General features: G+C 55.8%; 8 protein-coding genes. 6 read left to right on the forward strand and 2 right to left on the reverse strand.

From position 1 onward, the window contains the following. Window positions 1–27: 27 nt before the first annotated feature. Both JQN73_RS14925 and JQN73_RS14930 read left to right on the forward strand, forming a co-directional pair. Window positions 28–957, forward strand: coding sequence for a dihydrodipicolinate synthase family protein (locus tag JQN73_RS14925; protein WP_205319653.1), 930 nt, complete (start codon window positions 28–30; stop codon window positions 955–957). Between the two features lie 73 nt (window positions 958–1030). After that, window positions 1031–2623 carry an aldehyde dehydrogenase (NADP(+)) gene (locus JQN73_RS14930; RefSeq protein WP_205319654.1) on the forward strand — a complete coding sequence of 531 codons (1593 nt, stop codon included), beginning with the start codon at window positions 1031–1033 and terminating at the stop codon, window positions 2621–2623. Window positions 2624–2689: 66 nt separating this feature from the next. On the opposite strand, the gene JQN73_RS14935 is transcribed toward JQN73_RS14930, so the two are convergent. After that, on the reverse strand, window positions 2690–3004 hold the full coding sequence (locus tag JQN73_RS14935) for a hypothetical protein (protein WP_205319655.1): 315 nt from the start codon (window positions 3002–3004) through the stop codon (window positions 2690–2692). Window positions 3005–3559: 555 nt separating this feature from the next. Continuing rightward, window positions 3560–5242 carry a cyclic peptide export ABC transporter gene (locus tag JQN73_RS14940; RefSeq protein WP_240162281.1) on the reverse strand — a complete coding sequence of 561 codons (1683 nt, stop codon included), beginning with the start codon at window positions 5240–5242 and terminating at the stop codon, window positions 3560–3562. Between the two features lie 187 nt (window positions 5243–5429). Between JQN73_RS14940 and JQN73_RS14945 the strand changes: the two genes are divergently transcribed. Genes JQN73_RS14945 through JQN73_RS14960 form a run of 4 tightly spaced genes read left to right on the forward strand, consistent with a single transcriptional unit; the run spans window position 5430 to window position 22508 of the window. Beyond that, window positions 5430–8198 carry a non-ribosomal peptide synthetase gene (locus JQN73_RS14945; RefSeq protein ID WP_205319657.1) on the forward strand — a complete coding sequence of 923 codons (2769 nt, stop codon included), beginning with the start codon at window positions 5430–5432 and terminating at the stop codon, window positions 8196–8198. Window positions 8199–8200: 2 nt separating this feature from the next. Continuing rightward, window positions 8201–16504 (forward strand): non-ribosomal peptide synthetase, encoded by an 8304-nt coding sequence (locus JQN73_RS14950; RefSeq protein ID WP_205319658.1) that lies wholly within the window; start codon window positions 8201–8203, stop codon window positions 16502–16504. Further along, a complete protein-coding gene (locus JQN73_RS14955; protein ID WP_205319659.1) occupies window positions 16501–21774 on the forward strand; it encodes a non-ribosomal peptide synthetase in 5274 nt (1757 codons plus the stop codon). Before JQN73_RS14950 ends, JQN73_RS14955 begins: the two co-directional genes overlap by 4 nt. After that, window positions 21771–22508 carry a GNAT family N-acetyltransferase gene (locus JQN73_RS14960; RefSeq protein ID WP_240162282.1) on the forward strand — a complete coding sequence of 246 codons (738 nt, stop codon included), beginning with the start codon at window positions 21771–21773 and terminating at the stop codon, window positions 22506–22508. The genes JQN73_RS14955 and JQN73_RS14960 overlap by 4 nt, the downstream gene beginning before the upstream one ends. The last annotated feature ends 25 nt before the right edge of the window (window positions 22509–22533 follow it).

Below are 22533 nucleotides of genomic sequence, written 5' to 3' on the forward strand. Positions count from 1 at the left end.
ACACAGCTAACAACGGAATAAAAAATCATGACTAACGATAATCACAAATCTGCCTACCGCGGCGTATTTCCAGTCGCGCCGACCATTTTTGACGAACAGGGCAATCTGGATCTGGACGGGCAGCGCCGCTGTCTCGATTTCATGATCGACGCCGGTTCCGACGGCATTTGCATTCTCGCCAATTTTTCAGAGCAGTTTGTGCTCAGCGATGACGAACGCACGGTTTTGATCAACACCGCGCTGGAACACGTTGCCGGGCGCGTGCCTGTCATTGTCACAACCAGCCACTTCAGCTCGCGTATTTGCGCTGAGCGCAGCCGCAGTGCGCAGGATGCCGGTGCAGCAATGGTGATGATCATGCCGCCATATCATGGCGCCACATTCCGCGTCGCCGAGCGCGGCATCGAAGCCTTTTTCAAGGTTGTCTCGGACGCCATCGATATTCCGATCATGATTCAGGATGCGCCGGTCAGCGGGACTACATTGTCTGCGCCATTTCTGGCAAAAATGGCCAAGGAAATCGACAACGTTTCTTACTTCAAAATCGAAGTACCGCAAGCGGCGGCAAAGCTGCGCGAACTGATCGAACTTGGCGGCAGTGCCATTCTGGGGCCGTGGGATGGTGAAGAAGCCATCACGCTGATGGCTGATCTGGATGCTGGCGCGACAGGCGCAATGACCGGAGGCGGTTTCCCGGACGGGATTCGTAAAATTATTGACGCTTATCAAGCAGGTCATCACGAGCAAGCTGCAGAACATTACCAACAATGGTTGCCGCTGATTAATTTTGAAAATCGACAAGGCGGCCTGGCGACTTGCAAAACCCTCATGAGAGAAGGCGGAATTATTTCATGCGACGCAGTACGCCATCCTCTTCAACCTATGCATCCGGCAACCCGTGCCGGGCTGATGCAGATCGCGCGCCGTCTTGACCCGCTAGTCTTGCGTTGGGCTTGATAACACGACCGGTCACGGCAAACAATAGCAGTGCAAGCAGCAGCTTCACTGCGCATTTTTCAAGGAATTCAAGATGCAAATTTTAGGTGAATTATTGATCGGGAACCGGGCTGTACGCGGTATGAACGGCGCCATCAACGCTGTCAATCCAACTTCCGGAGAAATACTCGGGCCTGATTTTGGCGGCGCCATGCATGAGAATCTGGAGCAGGCATGCGCGTTGGCGTGGCAGGCATTTGATCGTTATCGCGAAACTTCGCTCGAAGCGCGCGCAGTTTTTTTAGAGACGATAGCCCAAAATATTCTGGACCTGGGCGACGCTTTGATTGCGCGTTGTGTCAGCGAAAGCGGCTTGCCGCGTGCCCGTATCGAAGGCGAGCGCGGGCGCACCGTCGGCCAACTTCGCATGTTCGCCGCGGTGGTCAGAAGCGGCGACTATCTCGAAACCCGGATCGATCCGGCCCAACCTGAAAGAAAGCCGTTTGCGCGGGTAGATTTGCGACTTCGCAACATTCCGGTAGGCCCCGTAGCCGTGTTCGGTGCCAGTAATTTCCCGCTCGCTTTTTCTGTCGCCGGTGGCGATACAGCATCGGCGCTGGCAGCAGGCTGCCCGGTGGTCGTCAAGGCCCACTCGGCACACCCAGGCACCTCCGAGATGATTGGTCGGGCAGTTCAAAAAGCCGTCATGGATTGTGATTTTCCGGAGGGAACATTCTCACTGCTGTTCGACAGTGGGCGCAGTATCGGTCAAGGCCTGGTGTCCGATCATCGCATCAAGGCAGTCGGCTTTACCGGCTCACGTACCGGCGGCACCGCGTTGATGCAACTTGCGGCCGTCAGACCAGAGCCGATTCCGGTGTATGCCGAAATGAGCAGCATCAATCCAGTGCTACTGTTCCCCCATGCGCTGTCCAGTCGCGCAGAGTCTATCGGCAAGGAATTTGTCGGCTCGCTGGTACTGGGATCTGGACAATTCTGTACCAATCCCGGTCTTATCCTGGCCGTCGAGGGCCCGGATCTGAACACCTTTATGGACGCAGCGAAGATAGCGCTGAATCAACAAGCAGCATCGACCATGCTCACGCCGGGGATCCACCAAGCCTACGATACAAGCGTCAAAACGATCGGTGCGCACCCTGAAGTCCGCACCGAGGCGCGCAGCCAAAGCGGCACGCAATATCAAGGACAGGCCGCGCTGTTTTCCACGACAGCGGAAGCGTTTCAAAAACATGCCGAATTGCAAGAAGAGATATTCGGTGCGTCGTCGTTGGTGGTTCGCTGTCCGGATTTGGCGGCGATGCTTGATATTGTAGAAAACCTCGAAGGTCAATTGACAGCGTCGCTGCATATTGAAGAAGCAGATCATGCCGAGGTCCGTGCATTCTTGCCTGCGCTGGAACGTCGGGTAGGGCGCATTCTGGTGAATGGATTCGGGACCGGTGTAGAAGTGGGTCACGCGATGGTGCATGGCGGTCCATACCCGTCGACAGCCGATGGTCGCTCAACCTCCGTCGGCAGTCTGGCTATTTTCCGGTTTCTGCGCCCGGTAAGCTATCAGGATATGCCGGAATCACTGCTGCCGGACGCGCTGAAGACAGGAAATCCGCTTTCTCTTACACGTCGGGTGGACGGTCGGTTGCAATCCAGCAATGCCAATGTCGTGTAATTAAGTTTGCGGTTTAAAAACCGTTGTCTCTCCTACTCCCCAGAAATAGCTATTTTTGGGGAGCTGCTATTCGGCAGCGGTTTTTGTGCGGTTCTCAAGGCCATCAATACGCGCCGCAGCAAGTTCCCCCAATAGATGCGCCGACGTCAACGCCATCCGAAACAGCCGATCCGTATCAGCAATATTCAGCGTCGGGATCGTATCGCTGTCACGATCCATGGTGCTGAAATGCCCTAAATCTACGCAGGTCTGGATGCCGTGGCAGATATCTTTTGTCATCGCATAAAATTGCGCGACCGGATCGGTTTTGTATTCGCAAGGTAGCCATGAAAATGACTGATGCAGGGCATCTGGGATTGGTGAAGACGGCTGCTTGCTCATGATTTTCTCTTCCTTGCAGGGCACTGTATCAACCCCGATAAGCCGGTTATGAAAAGGCCGCGTGCGGGCCCAAGGCTTGAACTGCTTTTGCTTCGGTCATTTCTTAATGGGATGGTTGAGGTAATGATAAATGGGCGTGATTAGACGCAATGCTTCTCGGCATGATTGTTTCTTTTTTTCTGTTAAAGAGAGTCCCGTTATCAAGCGGGGTGGGCGGCAAATAGTAGGGTTGATAAACTGGCGAAAAAAGTAAACCCAGCAAGCCCGAGGGCTTCCCTGCCACCGCCGCCCAGAGAGGACGTACGAAGACAGACATACAAAAAAACGGCATTGCGCCGTCTGTGCGTTTTTTTCGGTCAGGTTATCAAGCCCGTTCCCCCTTTTTTTGAGGGACTCGCAAACGATAGCGGAGTTTTCATTGAAGCGCAAACATTTTAAAAAAGTGCTTACTCTTCATTTGCAACGAAACTATCCGAGGTTGCGGCCAACCAATAAAAAAGCCGCATCCAACAGGATGCGGGTTAGATTTCAATTTATTCGGACCGAGACGGTCAGTCAGGCCTGCGCAAGCATCGCTGTCGGATGCGCATCCTCATCAACAATCATGCCGTTTTCCAGTTTAATACACCGGTCCGCGAGATGGAAATAACGGTCGTCATGGGTGATGGCGAGGACTGCTTTTCCACGGGCTGCCAGCTCTGGCAATAACTCCTGATAAAACACGGCTTTAAACATCGGGTCTTGATCCGCTGCCCATTCGTCGAATAAATAAAACGGGCGATCTTCAAGATAGGCGACGACCAAAGCCAGTCTTTTGCGTTGGCCCTGCGATAGTTCTCTGGTTGAAAATGCACCGTTGACGATTTTTACTTTGTGATCCAGATGAAGTTTTGCCAGCAGCGCATTGGCGCGTGCATCAAGGTCACTCTTGGTGGGGGAACTGATGCCGAGCAATGATTCAAACAAATGAAAATCAGAAAATACCGCTGAGAAAAGTTGCCGATATTGCGGTCGATTGGCATCGTCGATTATTTGACCATCGACCCGCACGTCCGCACCTTCGGGCGTGTAGAGTCCCACCAATAATTTGGCGAGCGTGGTTTTTCCACTGCCATTGCCGCCTACCAAAAATGTCAGTTCACCCGGTTTAAAGGTCAGGTCCATTGGGCCGAACTGGAACATGCCGTCTTCTTTTTCGCGGTAATAGCGGTGCGTCAGGCCTTTGATAGTGAGTTGCTGGAAAGCGTCAAATGTGGTGGACCGGGTATCATTTTCAACATCTTGCAGTTCTTGCAGTACGTTTTCAATACGACCTAGCGAAACCCGGGCAGCATTGAGCGTCGGCAGGTTGTTGAGGACGCCGTCCAGCGGCACCAGCATGAATAAGAACACGATCACATAACCGGCCAACACTTTGAAATCGATCACTGCAATCTGGCTCGGTAGAAAAATGACCACGCCAAGAAATACGTAAAACAGAAACAAAATCCAGCCCACGCCAACCGCGTACGACACGAAGGCTTTAGTGCGATGGAGGCGCACGGCGTCGATCTCAGGATTGAGGGATTCGCGCATAAAACTTCTGGCGCGCTCGCGATGTAGTTTCAGTTCTTTGGCACCCGCGAACAGGGCATTGAAGTAGCCGAACAGCTTGTCTTGCGCGACCCCGGCGGCTTCCAGCGCCCGGATGGCGCGGGCGTCGCCCAGTCGATAGCCGAGTGAGCCAGTGACGACCACGGCACTGGCCAGGAAGAACACCGGCCATGATAAATACGCCAGGTACGCGAGGCATCCCGCGACGATGGAACCATGCATCAACAAGTTGGGCAGCGCAAAGAACAGCATCGACACGTTGGTGGCGTCTTCGGTGACGATCGACTGCGCGCGTGCGGCACCTAATTTTTCCACATCGCGATAGGACGCGCTGGCAACCCGCTGCGAAATATGCTCGCGCATTTTGCTCATGGTCCCCTGGCTTAGTTGTGCAAACAGCACGCCGCCCAAAATCCGGCTCACCAGCGTTAAGACGGCTAGTCCGGCAAATTTCCAGGCCAACGGCGTCAGCGCTGCGGGCGAAGCCGTTAGCGCATGGTTGATGAGCGCGACCAGCGACACGCTAGACAGTCCGTTGACGACGCAGGCGATCAAGGCTATCGCCAGAGGCCAGCGCGAACGATAAAGGAGTGACAACAAAAGCCGGGTGGCCGGTCGATTTTTTTGCAGCGGTGGAGTCTTCATCGGATTCACAAAAGTGGGTGTCATTCGATAGACGTTTGGGGTGCGCAAATAATTAGCGTTGTTTTCTGCGTGAAAAAGTACGCTAAAAAAAAATCGCTGCCGTTCGTCAATCGGTTGTAAGCCCGATTTTTGATGGTGATGGTTGCAGTGACGAGATGAAGGCAAAAGAAGAGAAGATGAGGAACCGATGAGCAACAATCAGCAGCAGCGATCAACATCAGCGATGAATGCCACTGACGCTGCGCGCACTCCACATTGGAAGGATTCCTCGGGTGATCGTCCCCCGCAATGTGCGTTGCCATATGATCGGCAACCGCGGGGCCAGTGCCCAACGTGTTCTCATATTTTGAGGCACCAGCCTTTTGTAGTGGATTGTGATCTAACTTCCCGGTTACGCGCACAGCACGCCGATCTCGGGCTGCTGTTTCTTTCTGCTTTTGTTGTGTTGTTGCACCGATATGATAGTCAGTCGGGGATGCGCATTGCAGTGTCAAGCGGTGACGATTTGCTGCTTGCGGTGATGCAACCGATTGGCCGACAGTCGGTTTCGACGTTGTTGCTTGATGTGGATGGTGCAATACAAGAGGCACGACAAAAGGCACGAGAAAATCCTTTATTGCTTGCTTCTGTCATGCAGCGCGATTCGGTCGGCATTGATTGCAAGAACGGCGGTGCTCAGTTACTTCAGTTACCTGACGTGGCAGCTTTTCATCAATGCGATGGCGAGGTGAATTGGTCTTCTGATAATGTTGCAGGGGGTGTCCGGTCATCTCCTTTTGCGCTAATTCTTGCGACTGAAGTATCTGCCGACGGTCTTTTAAGCGCTGGATTTTTCTACTCGACAGCATTATTCGAGTCATCCACCATCACGCGTTTATCGGGTCATTTTGTCGGTTTGCTTGAACAAATAGCCCGCAACCCCGAAATCGCGCTCGATCAATTGGCGTTGTTAAGCGATGCGGAACAAGCGCAGATTGCGGGTTGGAATGCCGTGGTGGCGCAAGCCGATGCACGAGTACTTGATCCGTTAGCCCAAACGTCGTTACCGGTATTTGTCCCGATCCATGCGGCACTGGCCGCGCAGGCGGCGGCGAATCCCGACCGAATTGCGCTATGTCACGGTGTGTCCACGGTGAGTTGGTGTGAATTGAATGTTCGCTCCAATAGATTGGCGCATCGGTTGATCACCAGCGGCGTGCAGGCTGAAGTGCGGGTCGGGGTCAGCATCGAACGCTCGCCGGAAATGATCATTGCCTTGCTGGCAATCCTCAAAGCCGGTGGCACATTTGTGCCGCTTGATCCGGGGTATCCCGCGGCCCGCCTTGCTTATATGCTCACGGATGCCGGTGTTCAGCATCTGGTGACACAGCGCACTATAGCGGAGCGCACTATGGCGGAGCGCTCGCCATCAACGGGGATGACCACGTGGTATCTGGACGACCTTGAAACGGCTGCTGGGGTTATGCCGCCGGAATGGGATCAAGATCCGGCCGTTGTCATTCATCCGGCCCAGAGCGCCTATCTGATCTATACCTCCGGCTCGACCGGCCAACCCAAAGGCGTGACCGTTGAACACGGTCCGCTGGCGCGTCACTGTCAGGCAATCGGCGAGCGCTATCAAATGTCGGCGGCTGACCGGGTGCTGCATTTCGCTTCGATCAATTTTGATCTGGCGCACGAATACTGGTTGATGCCGCTGCTGTTTGGTGCGCGATTGGTGATCACCGACAACGTGTTATGGAGTCCGGCCGAGGCCTGCGACCAGCTGGTGCGTCATGGTGTGACCGTGGCGGCCTTTCCCCCGAGCTATCTGGTGCAACTGGCCGAAGCGATGCTAGTGCGCACGCAGCGAATGTCAGCATTCCCCTCAGCATTGCCCGACACCAAGGTCACCCTGCGGGTGCTGGCCTTTGGCGGCGAAGCGCTCTCGCGTGAACACTTTGAGCTGGTGCGTTCGGTGTTTGCGCCCGCGACGCTGATTAATGGCTACGGCCCGACCGAAACGGTGATCTCACCAATGCTGTGGATGACCCAGCCCGATACCGATCCTGCCGAATGGCAACAGAATGCCTATCTCCCCATCGGCACTGCCGTGGGTGCACGCTCGGTGTATGTGCTGGACGCAGCGCTGAACGCGTTGCCGGTCGGCGTTGCCGGCGAACTGTATCTGGGTGGGGCGGAACTGGCGCGTGGTTATCATGCCCGCGCCGGGATGACCGCCGAGCGTTTTATTCCCGACCCATTTCGCGTCGGTGGTCGCTTGTATCGCACCGGCGACCGCGCCCGCTGGCGCGCTGACGGCAGTGTCGATTATCTGGGGCGACTGGATCATCAGGTCAAGTTGCGCGGTCTGCGGATCGAACCGGGGGAGATCGAAGCCCAGTTGTTAGCCTGCCCCGGGGTCCGGCAAGCGGCGGTATTGGTGCACGGAGAAGGTGGCGACGCGCAGTTGGTGGCCTATCTGGTACCAGAGCAGGGCAGTGCCTCGCCGCTCGATCGCACACTGCTGAAACAGCAGGTTGCACAGCATTTACCCGCCTATATGGTACCCGCGCAATTTATTTTATTGGACGCTCTGCCGGTCACCGCCAACGGCAAGCTGGATCGCCGTGCCTTACCGGCACCGACCTGGGAAGGACGCGCTTATCGTGCTCCGCAGAGCGTAGTCGAGATCAGCCTCGCCGCCATCTGGGCAAAGGTCCTGAAACTGGCACCGGAGCAGGTTGGCCTCGACGATCACTTCTTTGAACTGGGAGGGCATTCGTTGCTGGCGACACAGGCGACCGCGCTCATCCGTGAGCGTCTGTTGATTGCGCTTTCATTAGCGGATTTTTTTGAACATCCTACCCTGACGCAGCTGGCAGCTTATCTATCGCGCCATGTCGGCGCAGCAGAGTTGAGCGAAGCGGACGAATTGTCCGATATGGATGCGTTGTTGCAAGCCCTGGAGAACTAAGTATGTCATTTGATAAATTCGATATTGCCCGCCGTTTTATCGCGCTTCCGGTGGCGGCACGGAGTAAATTCTTACAGGCGCTTGCATCGAAGGGTGTGGATTTTTCTCGCCTGCCGATTGTGCCAGCACCTTCCGGTGGGTCATTGCCGCTATCGTTTGCGCAGCAGCGATTATGGTTTCTCGATCAAATGAACCCGGGTAACTCGGCATATCATATTCCGGCGATGTTGTTGTTGGATGGGCAGCTGGATCGGGAAATATTGCAATCCAGCCTTGATGCACTAGTGCAGCGGCACGTCGCCCTACGCACAACCTTTGGCGTCGTGCTGAGCGAGAGCGGCGATGAAATTGCAGAACAAATAGTCCATCCGCCAGCGCCGGTGTACATCGCGGAAACCGACTTTTCAGCGCTAGAGTCTGCAGAGCAGATTATCGCGTTAAATCGCGTTGCTGAAGAGGAAACGCTGCGGCCATTTGATCTGGCGCTGGGACCGTTATTGCGGGTCCATCTAATTCGCCTTTCTGAGGTCGAACACCGCTTATTACTAATTCAGCATCACATCATTTCGGACGGCTGGTCGGTTGAGGTGTTGCTGCGAGAACTTGCGCTTTGTTATCGGGCTTTTTGCGTCGGAGAAAGCCCAGCCTTGCCGCCATTGACGGTTCAATATCCCGATTACGCACTGTGGCAGCGGCACTGGCTGGAAGCGGGTGAGCGCGAGCGTCAAATAGCGTGGTGGCGCGCCGCGCTGGGCACCGAGCATCCTGTGCTGACGTTGCCGACGGATCGGCCGCGTCCTGCCGTGCGCGACTTGAACGGCGCACGCCATCCATTTTTGCTGAGCGCGGCACTTTCTGCCGAGGTGCGTTTGCTGGCGCAACGGAGTGAGGCGACGCCATTCATGGTGTTGCTGGCTGCATTTCAGGTTTTATTGTCGCGCCTGAGTGGGCAAGCTGATATACGCGTGGGCGTGTCAACGGCCGGGCGGACGCGGCGCGAAACGGAAAGCATGGTCGGATTTTTTGTTAACACGCAGGTGTTACAGGCAACGGTAAGCGGTGGGCAGCGGTTTGAGGATTTTCTTGCGCAGGTAAAAGTGACAACGTTGGGTGCGCAAGCGCATCAGGATTTGCCGTTTGATGTGTTGGTGGATGCATTGAAAGTGGAGCGTAGCCTGAGTCACAATCCATTGGTACAGGTAAAGTTTACGCAGCAGATTACATTGCCGGAGGTGACCCCCTTGCCAGGACTAGCCATGCAATTGATGCCATTGCCGGATCATGCGGCGCGCTTTGATCTGTCGCTGGATGTGATGGATGCAGCGCAAGGCATTGAGGCGACCTTCAGCTACGCGACCGATATGTTTGATTCAGCCCGCGTGGTCGGCTTTGCCGCTGCGTACGTGCATTTGTTGCGTGAGATCGTCGCCAATTCTGCATGCCATTTGGCAACGCTAGCGCTATCGGCGCCCGGTAACCACGCTGATTTTTCGCTGCACGGTGAGCGTCTGGAGTCGCAGGAATCTAATATCCTGGATGCATGGGCTTATAGCGTTACAGCGAATCGGAGCGCACGCGCCTTGCAATATGAGCGTAGTCAGGAGATCGAAGGCGTTAGCTTTTCCGAGCTGGACGCAGCGTCCAACCGTCTGGCACATTATTTGAAAAGTCGGTCGCCCACGCACGGCGCGGAAATGTGTGTGGCTGTGTGCGCATCGCGTTCACCGGAGCTGGTGTTGGGTTTGCTTGCGGTGTTGAAGGCTGGCGGTGCTTACCTTCCGATAGATCCTGCATTGCCGCCCGAACGGATTGCTTTTTTGCTGGCCGACGCTGGTGTGCAGTGCGTACTTGGTGATGAGGAAGGCGCCATTGCAGCGATGGCGGCGAATGGAATTGGGGTGAATGTGATTTCGCTCGATGCGGACGCGAGCTGGTCGACCTGCGACGCGTCGCCACTAATTGAACGTCCTGATCCACTTGCCGCTGCCTATCTAATTTATACGTCCGGCTCGACCGGGCGCCCAAAGGGTGTCGTGATAACGCATGGTGCGCTGGCCGATTATGTCTGCGGCATGCTTTCTCGCCTGGATTTATTGCCGGGCGAAAGTATGGCGATGGTGTCGACAGTTGCTGCTGATCTTGGTCATACCGTTCTGTTTGGCGCGCTTTGTTCGGGGCGCTTGCTGCATCTGATTTCGACCGAGTGTGCTATGGATCCGGACCGCTTCGCAGCTTACATGTCTGCGCACCAGGTTGGTGTCTTGAAGATCGTGCCGGGTCATTTGCAAGGTCTGCTCCAGGCAGCAACTCCCGCCGACGTACTGCCGCGTCACGCGTTGATTCTGGGTGGCGAAGCATTGCCTTGGGGCCTGTGCGATACGGTGCATCGTTTGCGACCAACTTGCCGTGTAATCAATCATTATGGCCCGACCGAAACGACGGTAGGGATTCTGACGCAGGAAGTGACCCGCACTGCAGAAGAGTGGATTCCTAAATTGGTGCCAGCATCTATCAACGTTCCCATCGGCATGCCATTGCCGAATGCCGCTGGGTTCGTGCTGGATGTCAATCTTAGCCCCGTTCCGCTGGGGTCTGTCGGTGAACTCTACCTGGGCGGTGCGGGGCTGGCGCGTGGTTACCATGGCCGTGCAGACCTGACTGCGGAGCGCTTTGTGCCGCATCCGTTTGCGGACGGCGAGCGACTTTATCGGTCGGGCGACCGCGTGCGTCTGTTGTCGAGCGGAGCGCTGGAATTTCTTGGTCGTGCAGATGATCAGGTCAAAATTCGCGGTTACCGGATCGAACTGTCCGAAGTCGCGGAGGCAATGCGTGTAATGCCTGCGATTGCTGCTGCTGAAGTCGTGGCGGTTGCGATTAACGCGGATGAGAACCGCCAGCAATTGGTTGGTTATCTGGTGGCGGTCAGTGGCAAGATGCTGGATATCGTTGCGATCAAAGCCATGCTGGCGCAACGTCTTCCAGATTATATGGTGCCGAACCATCTGATCGTGCTGGAGCGTATGCCGCTGACGGCAAACGGCAAGTGTGATCGGAATGCCTTACCGGCAATCGATCGGGTGAATGCACTCGCGTCAGCTAATTCTGCTGGCATGTCGGTACTGGAAAGCGCGCTGGCCGATATCTGGAAAGCAGTCCTGAATATCGATGAAGTCGGCCTGAACGATAATTTTTTTGCGCTGGGTGGTGATTCCATTCTGAGTTTGCAAATTATCGCTAGAGCGCGAAAATCAGGGATGCGCCTGACGCCAAAACAGTTATTTGAGCATCAGACCATAGGAAAACTTGCGGCGTATGTTCAGCCTTTGGCACCAGTAGCAGTGCAGAAGATGAGCGATACCGAGAAAGCGCTGATGACGATCTGGACAGCGGTCCTCGGCGTCGAGAAGGTGGGGCTTGCCGATAATTTCTTTGCGCTGGGTGGTGATTCGATTTTAAGTTTGCAGATCATTGCACGCGCACGCAAACAGGGCCTTAAGATAACTCCCAAGCAATTGTTTGCCAATCAAACAATCGAAACGCTGGCGCGGGTGGCTTCGCCGTTAGTGCCGGTCAGTGCGGTAATGCCGGTCGTGCCGGTCGCTGGTCGCGGCTTGCTGACCCCGGCACAACGGCACTTCTTCACGCTGAACATCGAAAACCGCAGCCACTGGAATCAGGCGCTGCGTTTCGATGTGCGTGAACCGCTCAAGCCTGAGTTGCTGGATCAGGCGATAAAAGCCGTTCTGTTGCTGCATGCGTCCTTGCGTTGCAGTTATGGACATACGGTAGAAAATGGTTGGCAGGCAAACCTCGCCCCTGACGCAGTGGCGAACGAACCCCTGTGGTTAAAGCGGCTTGCCAATGCAAAGGAGTTGGATTTACTGTGTGATCAGGTTAATAAGAGTCTGAATATTCGCTCTGGAAATGTATTCCGAGCGATGCTGGCAGAGGATGCGGGCGGTAAGCAGAGTTTATTTATAGCGATTCACCATCTTGCAGTAGACGGGGTTTCTTGGCGCATCTTATTGGAAGACGTTGTCACTGCTTATCGACAACTGGCCAGCGGCGGATCGGTTGGCCTGTCTGCGCAGGGAACCTCTAGCGCGGAATGGTCAGCCCATCTGGCCGATTATGCGCGGAGCGATGCGCTGGCAGCCGAGTTGCCGTATTGGCTCGCACTGGGCGACTGTGCTGATATCGGACTGCCTCAAGATAACGTCAACGGGGCGAGTCGGGTGTCTGATGCGGCGCAGAGTGTGGTCACGCTCAACCCCGATTTGACGCAAAAACTCTTAAAAACGGCACCTGCTGCTTACCGCACCCAAATCAACGATCTGTTGTTGACTGCTCTGGGGCGCGTATTGTGCCGCTTCACTGGCGCATCCGAGGCCTTGGTAGAACTCGAAGGGCATGGGCGAGAAGCATTGTTTGATGAGGTCGATCTATCGCGTACCGTTGGCTGGTTTTCCAGTCATTTTCCGGTGCGATTAGCGGTTGCGGGGGAATTTGGCGCTGCGATCTGTTCGGTGAAGGAGACTCTGCGCAATGTGCCGAATAAAGGCAGTGGTTTCGGTATTCTAAAAAGTTTGTCTGGTATCGATATCCGTGATCAGATCAAGGCGCTCCCCATTCCCCGCATCACCTTTAATTATCTCGGACAGTTTGACACCGGTACGGCTGAAGAGGCGTTGTTGGTACCTGTTTTTGGAAAGTCGGGCGAGGAACGGGATGGTAGCGGACCATTAACCAATTGGCTTGCGATTCACGGTCAGGTGTCAGATGGCCAGTTGACCTTCACGTGGGTCTTTAGCAAGGAGATGTTCAGCGTTGCAACCATTGACCGTTTAGCCGAGGATTATCGCGCCGAACTTACAGCGCTAATTGCACATTGCTGCTTATCGACTTCTGGTGGCGTCACAGTATCTGACTTTCCGCTGGCCGCGTTAACCGGCAAGGACCTGACTCGTCTCCCGACATCGGCGCGGGAAGTTCAGGATATTTATGCGGCGACACCGCTGCAACAGGGGTTGCTATTTCACGCCTTGTTCGCACCCGAAGAGGTGGCATATGTCAATCAACTTTCCATGACGCTGACTAATCCCGACGTCGAGCGTCTGGCGGTTGCGTGGCAGGCGGCGGTGGATAAGCACGCCATTTTACGCACTGGATTCTGGCACGATGGTGTTGAAAAGCCGCAGCAAATAGTCCGCCGCGCCGCACGTCTGGTGATGGATCGCTACGATTGGCGCGCTGACGGGTGTGCATCTTCATCGTCATCGCCAACATCGTCAGCACTGCTAGAATTGTGTGAAGCCGAACGAAGGGCACCATTCGACCTGGCACGTCCACCGCTGATGCGGCTGGCATTGGTGCGATTGACCGATACGCAATATCGGCTCATCTGGACCCGGCATCATTTATTGTTGGATGGATGGAGTACCGCGCAACTGTGGGCGGAAGTTGTGCGCCACTATGGCGGCGGGGCGGCAGAGGGTATCGGACGATCTGATTATCGTGATTATATTGGTTGGTTAGCACAGCAGAATACGGCGGTTAGTCGTGATTTCTGGCAAAGCCGTTTGAAGGTGCTGGATGCGCCAACGCGGCTGGCGGGTGCAATTTCCGCGCAGCGTCGCTCCGACGCGGTTGATGCGTCCGAGGTGTTTACGTCTTCTGGCTACGGCGCACTCTCTTTCAATTGGAACGCTAGTGATACCGCACGTCTGCAACAATTTGCGCGTGACACCCGGATCACATTAAATACACTGGTTCAAGGTGCGTGGAGTTTGTTGTTGCAACGTTACACAGGGAAGGCGACGGTGGCATTTGGTGTAACGGTCGCTGGTCGTCCCGCTGAGCTGGTCGATGTGGATCGCGTGCTTGGCTTGTTTATCAACACGCTGCCATTGGTGGTCACTCCGCCAGCGGCGCTCTCCGTTAGGGACTGGTTGCAGGCCTTGCAGAACGATAATCTCGCCATGCGCGAGCATGAACACGCGCCGTTGTTTGAAATTCAGCGCTGGGCTGGATGGGCGGGGCAGGCACTATTTGATACTTTGCTCGTGTTTGACAACTATCCGGTAGCGCGTGAATGGACTGAGCGCGATAGCCAGTCACGTCTGCCCGCACTACGCTTTAGCGCGTTGGTGAACGTCGAATCCACCAGTTATCCATTGACGCTAGTTGTCACCAATGACCGGCAGCTCTCGATTGAATACGGCTTTGATCGCAGCTTGTTTGAAGAGCATGTGATCCGTCAGTTACATGCCCATTTTGTTGTGCTATTGGACCATCTGACAGAAGATGCCCAGCGTTCGGTTGGGAGGTTGGGCATGCCGACTTATCCAGAGCAACGCCAATTGATGGCGTGGAACGCGACTGACACGCACTATCCGGAGGTGCGTCCGGTACATCGCTTGTTCGAGCAGCAGGCTTTACTGCAACCTGATGCTATCGCGTGTTTGTTTGATGGCGCGACCATGGATTATCGCGAACTGGACCGGCGTGCCAATCAATTGGCGCATCGGTTAATCAGGCTGGGTGTGCGACCCGATGACCGGGTTGCGGTGTGTCTGGAGCGCTCCTTTGCACTGGTGGTTGCGTTGCTCGGGGTAATGAAGGCCGGTGCTGCCTACGTGCCGATTGATCCGGATTATCCGGCCGGGCGGCGCAGTTACATGCTGGAGGATTCGTCGCCGGCATTGGTGTTGACGCAGCACAGGTGGCGTAATAATGAAGGCGATGAAGGCGATGAAGGCGATGGGAGTAACGGGGCAAGCGACAATCAGGTGCATGCTGTCAACGGCAATGCCCCTGTTGATACGCCGCAAATAGCGCTGGCCAACGCCCCGCTGTTTTATATCGACGTCGAGGATCTTGGCGCAGAATCGCCGCACCGGCCCGAGGTGGAGATACATGCGGAACAACTGGCTTATCTTATCTATACCTCAGGCTCGACCGGACGCCCCAAAGGGGCCGGGAATAGCCATGGCGCTTTGCTTAATCGCTTGTTATGGATGCAGAAGACCTATCAATTGGATGCCACCGATACCGTCTTGCAAAAAACGCCGTTTAGCTTTGACGTGTCGGTCTGGGAGTTTTTCTGGCCGCTAATGACGGGTGCTCGTCTGGCGATTGCTGCGCCGGGTGCACACCGCGATCCGGCAAAATTGGTTGCGCAAATCCAGCGCGACGCGGTAACCACGATCCATTTCGTGCCTTCGATGTTGCAGGCTTTTGTAACGCATATTGTGCAAGAAAAAGAGATCGTGTGCAGCAGCTTGCGGCGGATTGTGGCAAGTGGCGAAGCGTTGTCTGGCGAATTGGCGGCACGGACCAAAGCGTCGTGTCCGCAAGCGGCGTTGGTTAACCTTTACGGCCCGACCGAAGCCGCGATTGATGTAACGCATTATACGTGCGCGTCTGATGATGGCGCCTCCGTCCCCATCGGACGTCCTATCGCGAATACGCAAATTCACATTTTGGACGCGGCACTTAATCCATTGCCGCCCGGTATTGCCGGAGAGTTGTATATCGGTGGTATCGGTCTGGCACGCGGCTATCACGCACGGCCTGCGCTGACGGCAGAGCGCTTCGTACCCGATCCATTCCGAATTGGCGCACGCCTATATCGCTCCGGTGATCTGGCGCGCTGGCGCGATGATGGTGTGATCGAATATCTTGGGCGTCTTGATCATCAGGTCAAGCTGCGCGGATTGCGGATTGAGCTGGGTGAAATTGAGGCGTTATTGCAGGCGCATCCTGTGGTGGCAGAAGCGGTAGTGATCGCCCATGGCGGTGAGCAGCTGATCGGCTATGTGGTGCACGTTCCCGAAGCGTCGGACCCGGATGCATCGTCTACTGTACTGCTCGACTATCTTGCCGTGCATTTGCCTGCTTTTATGGTGCCAGCACAATTGGTGGCGTTGTCCAGCATGCCGCTGACACCAAACGGTAAGTTGGACCGAAAGGCATTGCCCGATCCAGTCTGGCAGAGCAAAGATGACGAAGCGCCGATTTCTCCCACCGAGCAACAAGTCGCAGCAATCTGGGGCGAGGTACTTGGCGTTGAGGTCGTTGGACGTGCTGATAATTTTTTTGCTCTGGGCGGCCATTCACTGATGGCAACGCAAGTAGTATCGCGGCTTAAGACGGAGTTGCAAATCAGTGTGCCACTGCGCCGCTTGTTTGAAATCGCAACCCTTGCCGGCTTTGCCGAGGCAGTCGATCAGGCCCGAGATGGCGCGCTGAATGACAGCAAGCTTGATGCGCTGGATGCCTTGTTTGGCGAAATGGAAATGCTATGACCGGTCACCATGGCGAACAGAACAAACATGCCGATCGCACGCTGGCGCTGGCACGCCGCTTTGCCGATCTTGGCCCGGCACAGCGAACAGTATTCTTACAGCGTCTGGCTGAGCAAAATATCGATTTCAGTCTCTTGCCGATTCCACGTCGCAGCGATGCAGAAACGCACATCGCGTTACCGGCATCCTTCGCCCAGGCGCGACTATGGTTCCTGTGGCAAATGGCACCAGACAGCCCGGCCTACAACATGGCAGGACGTTTGCGGCTCACCGGCGCGTTGAACGTGGATGCGCTGAACGCAAGCGTTGGTGCTTTGCTGGCACGGCACGAGGCCTTGCGCACCACCTTTCACGCGGGGGCCGATGGCGCTGCACTGCAACGGGTGCATGCAAAAGCGGCGCTGGATATACGCTGCGTCGACTTAAGGAATGAATCAGAGATCACGATAAAGGCAGCAGCCGCCGCGGAAGCGTTGCTGCCGTTCGATCTGACAACGGGGCCGCTGCTGCGTGTGATGCTGATCCGCTGTAATAGCGATACGCATTTATTGTTGCTGACGGTCCACCATATCGTTTCCGACGGTTGGTCAGCCGAAGTGATGCTTGCCGAGTTGGCAGACGGTTATCGGCTTGGCGCTCGCAGCGGTATTGACGCGAAGACGCCAATGCAGCTGCCAATTCAATATCCCGACTTCGCACTCTGGCAACGTCGTTGGCTGGAGGCCGGAGAAGCAGAGTGTCAGCGTAATTGGTGGAGAGACACGTTGGGGGACGAGCATCCTGTGTTGACATTGCCGGTTGATCGGCAAGGATCGGCATCCTCATCGCCTCTATCGCCTCTATCCCCTCTAAGCGCTCGCCAGCTTTTTACGGTTAGTCCGCTATTGACCGAGCAATTAAAAACGCTGGCACGCGGGCAGGGCACAACGGTGTTCATGGTTTTGCTGGCCGCTTTTACGACGTTGCTGTATCGCTATAGCGGGCAAAATGACATCAGGGTCGGTGTGCCTGCAGCGGGACGTAACCGGATCGAGACCGAGGGACTGATCGGTTTTTTTATCAACACGCTGGTGGTGCGTTCGCAGCCTGTCGGACACAAAGATTTTACGACGTTGTTGTCGGAAATAAAAAATGCTTTTCTAGGTGCCGAGGCGCATCAGGATCTGCCGTTCGAGCAGTTGGTTGAAGCGTTGCAAGACGGCCGCGGTGCAAGTCATCACCCGCTGTTTCGGGTGATGGCAAATCATCAGACTCGGGGCATCACACCGCAATGGGATGGATTGTTGGTAGAGGAGGTGTCTGAGGGCAATCCCCTTGCTAAATTCGATCTGACTCTTGCTACCGAGGAAGATCCAGAAGGCGTTTTGCGTGGCGAGTTTGTGTACGCAATGGCGTTATTTGAACCATCCACCATCACGCGTTTAACGGGTCATTTTGTCGGTTTGCTTGAACAAATAGCCCGCAACCCCGAAATTGCGCTCGATCAATTGGCGTTGTTAAGCGCTGCGGAACAAGCGCAGATTGCGGGTTGGAATGCCGTGGTGGCGCAAGCCGATGCACGAGTACTTGATCCGTTAGCCCAAACGTCGTTACCGGTATTTGTCCCGATCCATGCGGCACTGGCCGCGCAGGCGGCGGCGAACCCTGACCGGATTGCGCTATGTCACGGTGTGTCCACGGTGAGTTGGTGTGAATTGAATGTTCGCTCCAATAGATTGGCGCATCGGTTGATCGCCAGCGGCGTGCAGGCTGAAGTGCGGGTCGGGGTCAGCATTGAACGCTCGCCGGAAATGATCATTGCCTTGCTGGCAATCCTCAAAGCCGGTGGCACGTTTGTGCCGCTCGATCCGGGGTATCCCGCGGGCCGCCTTGCTTATATGCTCACGGATGCCGGTGTTCAGCATCTGGTGACCCAGCGCACTATGGCGGAGCGCACTATGGCGGGGCGCTCCCCATCAACGGGGATGACGACGTTGTATCTGGACGACCTTGAAGCGGCTGCTGAGGTTATGCCGCCGGAATGGGATCAAGATCCGGCCGTTGTCATTCATCCGGCCCAGAGCGCCTATCTGATCTATACCTCCGGCTCCACCGGCCAACCCAAAGGCGTGACCGTTGAACACAGTCCGCTGGCACGTCACTGTCAGGCGATTGGCGAGCGCTATCAAATGTCTGATACTGATCGGGTGTTGCATTTCGCTTCGATCAATTTTGATCTGGCGCACGAATACTGGTTGATGCCGCTGCTGTTTGGTGCACGATTGGTGATCACCGACAACGTGTTATGGAGTCCGGCCGAGACCTGCGAACAGCTGGTGCGTCATGGTGTAACCGTGGCGGCCTTTCCCCCGAGCTATCTGGTGCAGCTGGCCGACGCGGTGCGAGCGCAGGCGCAGATACGATTGGTGTCAGCATTGCCCGACACCAAGGTCACCCTGCGGGTGCTGGCCTTTGGCGGCGAAGCGCTTTCGCGTGAACACTTTGAGCTGGTGCGTTCGGTGTTTGCGCCCGCGACGCTGATTAATGGCTATGGCCCGACCGAAACGGTGATCTCACCAATGCTGTGGATGACGCAGCCCGATACCGATCCTGCCGAATGGCAACAGAATGCCTATCTCCCCATCGGCACTGCGGTGGGTGCACGCTCGGTGTATGTGCTGGACGCAGCGCTGAACGCTTTGCCGGTCGGCGTTGCCGGCGAACTGTATCTGGGTGGCACGGAACTGGCGCGTGGTTATCATGCCCGCGCCGGCATGACCGCCGAACGTTTTATTCCCGACCCATTTCGCGTCGGTGGTCGCTTGTATCGCACCGGCGACCGCGTCCGCTGGCGCGCTGACGGCAGTGTCGATTATCTGGGGCGACTGGATCATCAGGTCAAGTTGCGCGGTCTGCGGATCGAACCGGGGGAGATCGAAGCCCAGTTGTTAGCCTGCCCCGGGGTCCGGCAAGCGGCGGTATTGGTGCACGGAGAGGGCGGCGACGCGCAGTTGGTGGCCTATCTGGTACCAGAGCAGGGCAGTGCCTCGCCGCTGGATATCGCGTTGCTGAAACAACAGTTGGGACAACGTTTGCCCGCTTACATGGTGCCCGCGCAATGCATGCTGCTGGCCGCGCTACCGGTCACCGCCAACGGCAAGCTGGATCGCCGCGCCTTACCGGCACCGACCTGGGAGGGGCGCGCTTATCGTGCTCCACAGAGCACGGTCGAGATCAGCCTTGCCGCCATCTGGGCAGAGGTCCTGAAACTGGCACCGGAGCAGGTTGGCCTTGACGATCACTTCTTTGAACTGGGCGGGCATTCGTTGCTGGCGACACAGATGTGTGCCCGTATTCAAAGCCGAATGGGACTCGTTGTGCCGCTCAGAATGCTCTTTCAATCGCCTGTTTTAAGCGAATTTTCTGCGCGGGTAGCAAGCGAATGCAAGTCTGCCGAATTACCATCTATCCCGCGCCGTAGTCCCGCTGCACTCGTGCCGTTATCATTTGCGCAGCTAGGTTTGTGGTTCCTCTGGCTGGCTGATCCACACGATCCCGGCTACAGCATTTGTAGCGCTTTACGTTGCCGTGGCACGTCGGATCGGGTCGCGCCAGACCGGGTCGCGCCAGACCGGGTCGCGCTAGATCGGGTCGCGTCAGACCGAGTCACCCCAGACCGGGTCGCGCCAGACCGGGTCGCGCCAGACCGGGTCGCATTGCAGGCGAGTTTTGATGCCTTGGTAACACGCCATGCAGCGCTACGCACCACGTTTACGCAGGGGGAAAATGGTGCCGTGATACAGATGAGTCATCCGCCTGCGCCGGTTCAGATGACGCTGGTTGATTTGACGCCATGGCCGGAATCGGAACGGGAGAGGGAAGCACAGCGTTTGGCCGAAGCGGAATCGCTAACTCCCTTTAATTTGGAAAAAGACGCGCTGTTGCGGGTGCAATTGATTGAGCTTGGTACAACCGACCATATCTTGTTGTTGAGTATTCATCACATTGTTGCTGACGGCTGGTCGATCGGACTAATTTTTGACGAATTGATGCGGTCGTATCGGGATTTTCATGACGGCAGACAGGTTGTCGCCGAGCCGCCACCACCAGGAATTGATTATGCCGACTATGCGAGCTGGCAACGACGTCCGTTAGCGGCGAATTCCGACGCCGCAGCGATTGATGCCGCCGACCGTGCCTACTGGCGTCAGCAACTGGATGCGGTCACGCCGCTGTATCTGCCTGTGCCCCGTTCACAAGAGAAGGTACGCATGCCGGGATTGCCGGGCGTGCAGTTATTATTCACCCTTGATACCAATGTGATTCAGCGTGCGCGCGGATTAGCGCAACGCAGCGGCACGACCTTGTCGATGCTGTTACAGGCGGCTTTTCACGTTTTGTTGTATCGACATACCGGTCAGGCAGATCACTGCGTCGGGGTGCTTGCAGCCAACCGCGATAGGACGGAACTCGAACCACTGGTCGGTCTGTTTCTCAATGCGCAGGCATTGCGTGCCCGGATCGATCCGACGCGCGGATTTTCCCATTTGGCAAGGGCAGTTAAAGAAACGCTATTAGCCGCACAAGCGCATATCGGCCTGCCGTTCGCTTCAGTGGTAGAAGATGTATGTCCGGTACGGGAAGCTGGTCGAAATCCTTTGTTTCAGGTTCTGTATAACTTTTTGCGCCCTGATTTCGGAAGTCTTTCCAATGTGCCGGGGATGCAGATCGAAGACTTTCCTGTGCCGCGACGGACTGTGGTTTTCGATCTGGAGCTGGACGTGGTTGAGAATGTGAACGGTACGGTTCGCGGTGCTTTTTCCTATGCTGTTGCGCGGGTCGACGCAGCCTTTGCTGAAGCCCTGCGGGATGATTATTCCGGTCTGCTTGCCGCATTGATAGAGTCACCCGAGCAGCCGCTATTAACGATAGCAAAACCGGGGATGGCTTCACGCCCCGAAAAACATGATCTTGTTCTGCCTGCTCTCGTGGCGAATGCCACACCGTCTTTGCATCCCGAATGGGAATCTGCATTGACCAGAATATGGATTGAGGCCTTGGGTGTTGCCACTGTCACACGCGATGATAACTTTTTTGCACTGGGCGGCAGTTCGCTCATGTGCCTGGAAATGGTGGCGCATGCAAATCGACTTGGTATCGCGCTTGGTCTCACTGATGTTTTTCTCCATCAAACCATTGCGCAACTTGCTGCGGTCAAAGGAACGCCGATAGCGTCACCCCTTGATCGTCGCGCTGTTGAACAGCGACCAATCTTAAAGGAAATGTCTTGAAACAACATAGCTTTACCGCTCCGGGCGAGTCCGGTGGAGGCTCCTCACTTGGCGACGTTATCGGTGATGGTAAGCGTCATCCCCGCCGTCCTGCGCATCCTCCTGCCGGAGAGACGGTTTATCGGCGGTTTATTCCGTGGCTCAATCAGTGGCTTACTTTACGCACCATCAATCCGGATAGCGACCTCGATAGTTTTCACCGCTGGATGAACAATCCACGCGTGGCAAAATTCTGGGAGGAGGACGGATCAATCGATCAGCACCAGGTATTTATCGCCAAGGCGCTGGCCGATCCGCATGTGCATCCGTTGGTGGGATGTCTGGACGAAAAAGCCTTTGGTTACTTCGAAGTTTACTGGGCTAAAGAAGATCGGATAGCGCCATTTTACGCAGCCGCAGATTATGATCGCGGCGTGCACATGCTGGTCGGTGAAGAATGGGCGCGTGGTCCGCACAACATCGCAGCATGGCTTCCTTCTCTGGTGGATTATGTTTTATTGGATGACAAGCGTACCCACACGGTGGTGTGCGAGCCGCGTGCGGATAACCTGCGCATGATCGACTATCTTCAAAAAACAGGGTTTGTTTTTCAGCGCGAATTCGATTTTCCGCATAAACGTGCCGCTTTGTTAATACTTGAGCGCGCCGTATTTGCGCAGGGAAAGTGGTTAGAAGAGGGATTTGGCGCAGACCATAAAGAAATTGCTGTGTCCGTTCTCATTCAGGGTGAATGAAACTCACTCTCGTTTGTAAAGTTTT

Origin of the sequence: Glaciimonas sp. PAMC28666, assembly GCF_016917355.1 — a bacterium.
Lineage (GTDB): Bacteria > Pseudomonadota > Gammaproteobacteria > Burkholderiales > Burkholderiaceae_D > Glaciimonas.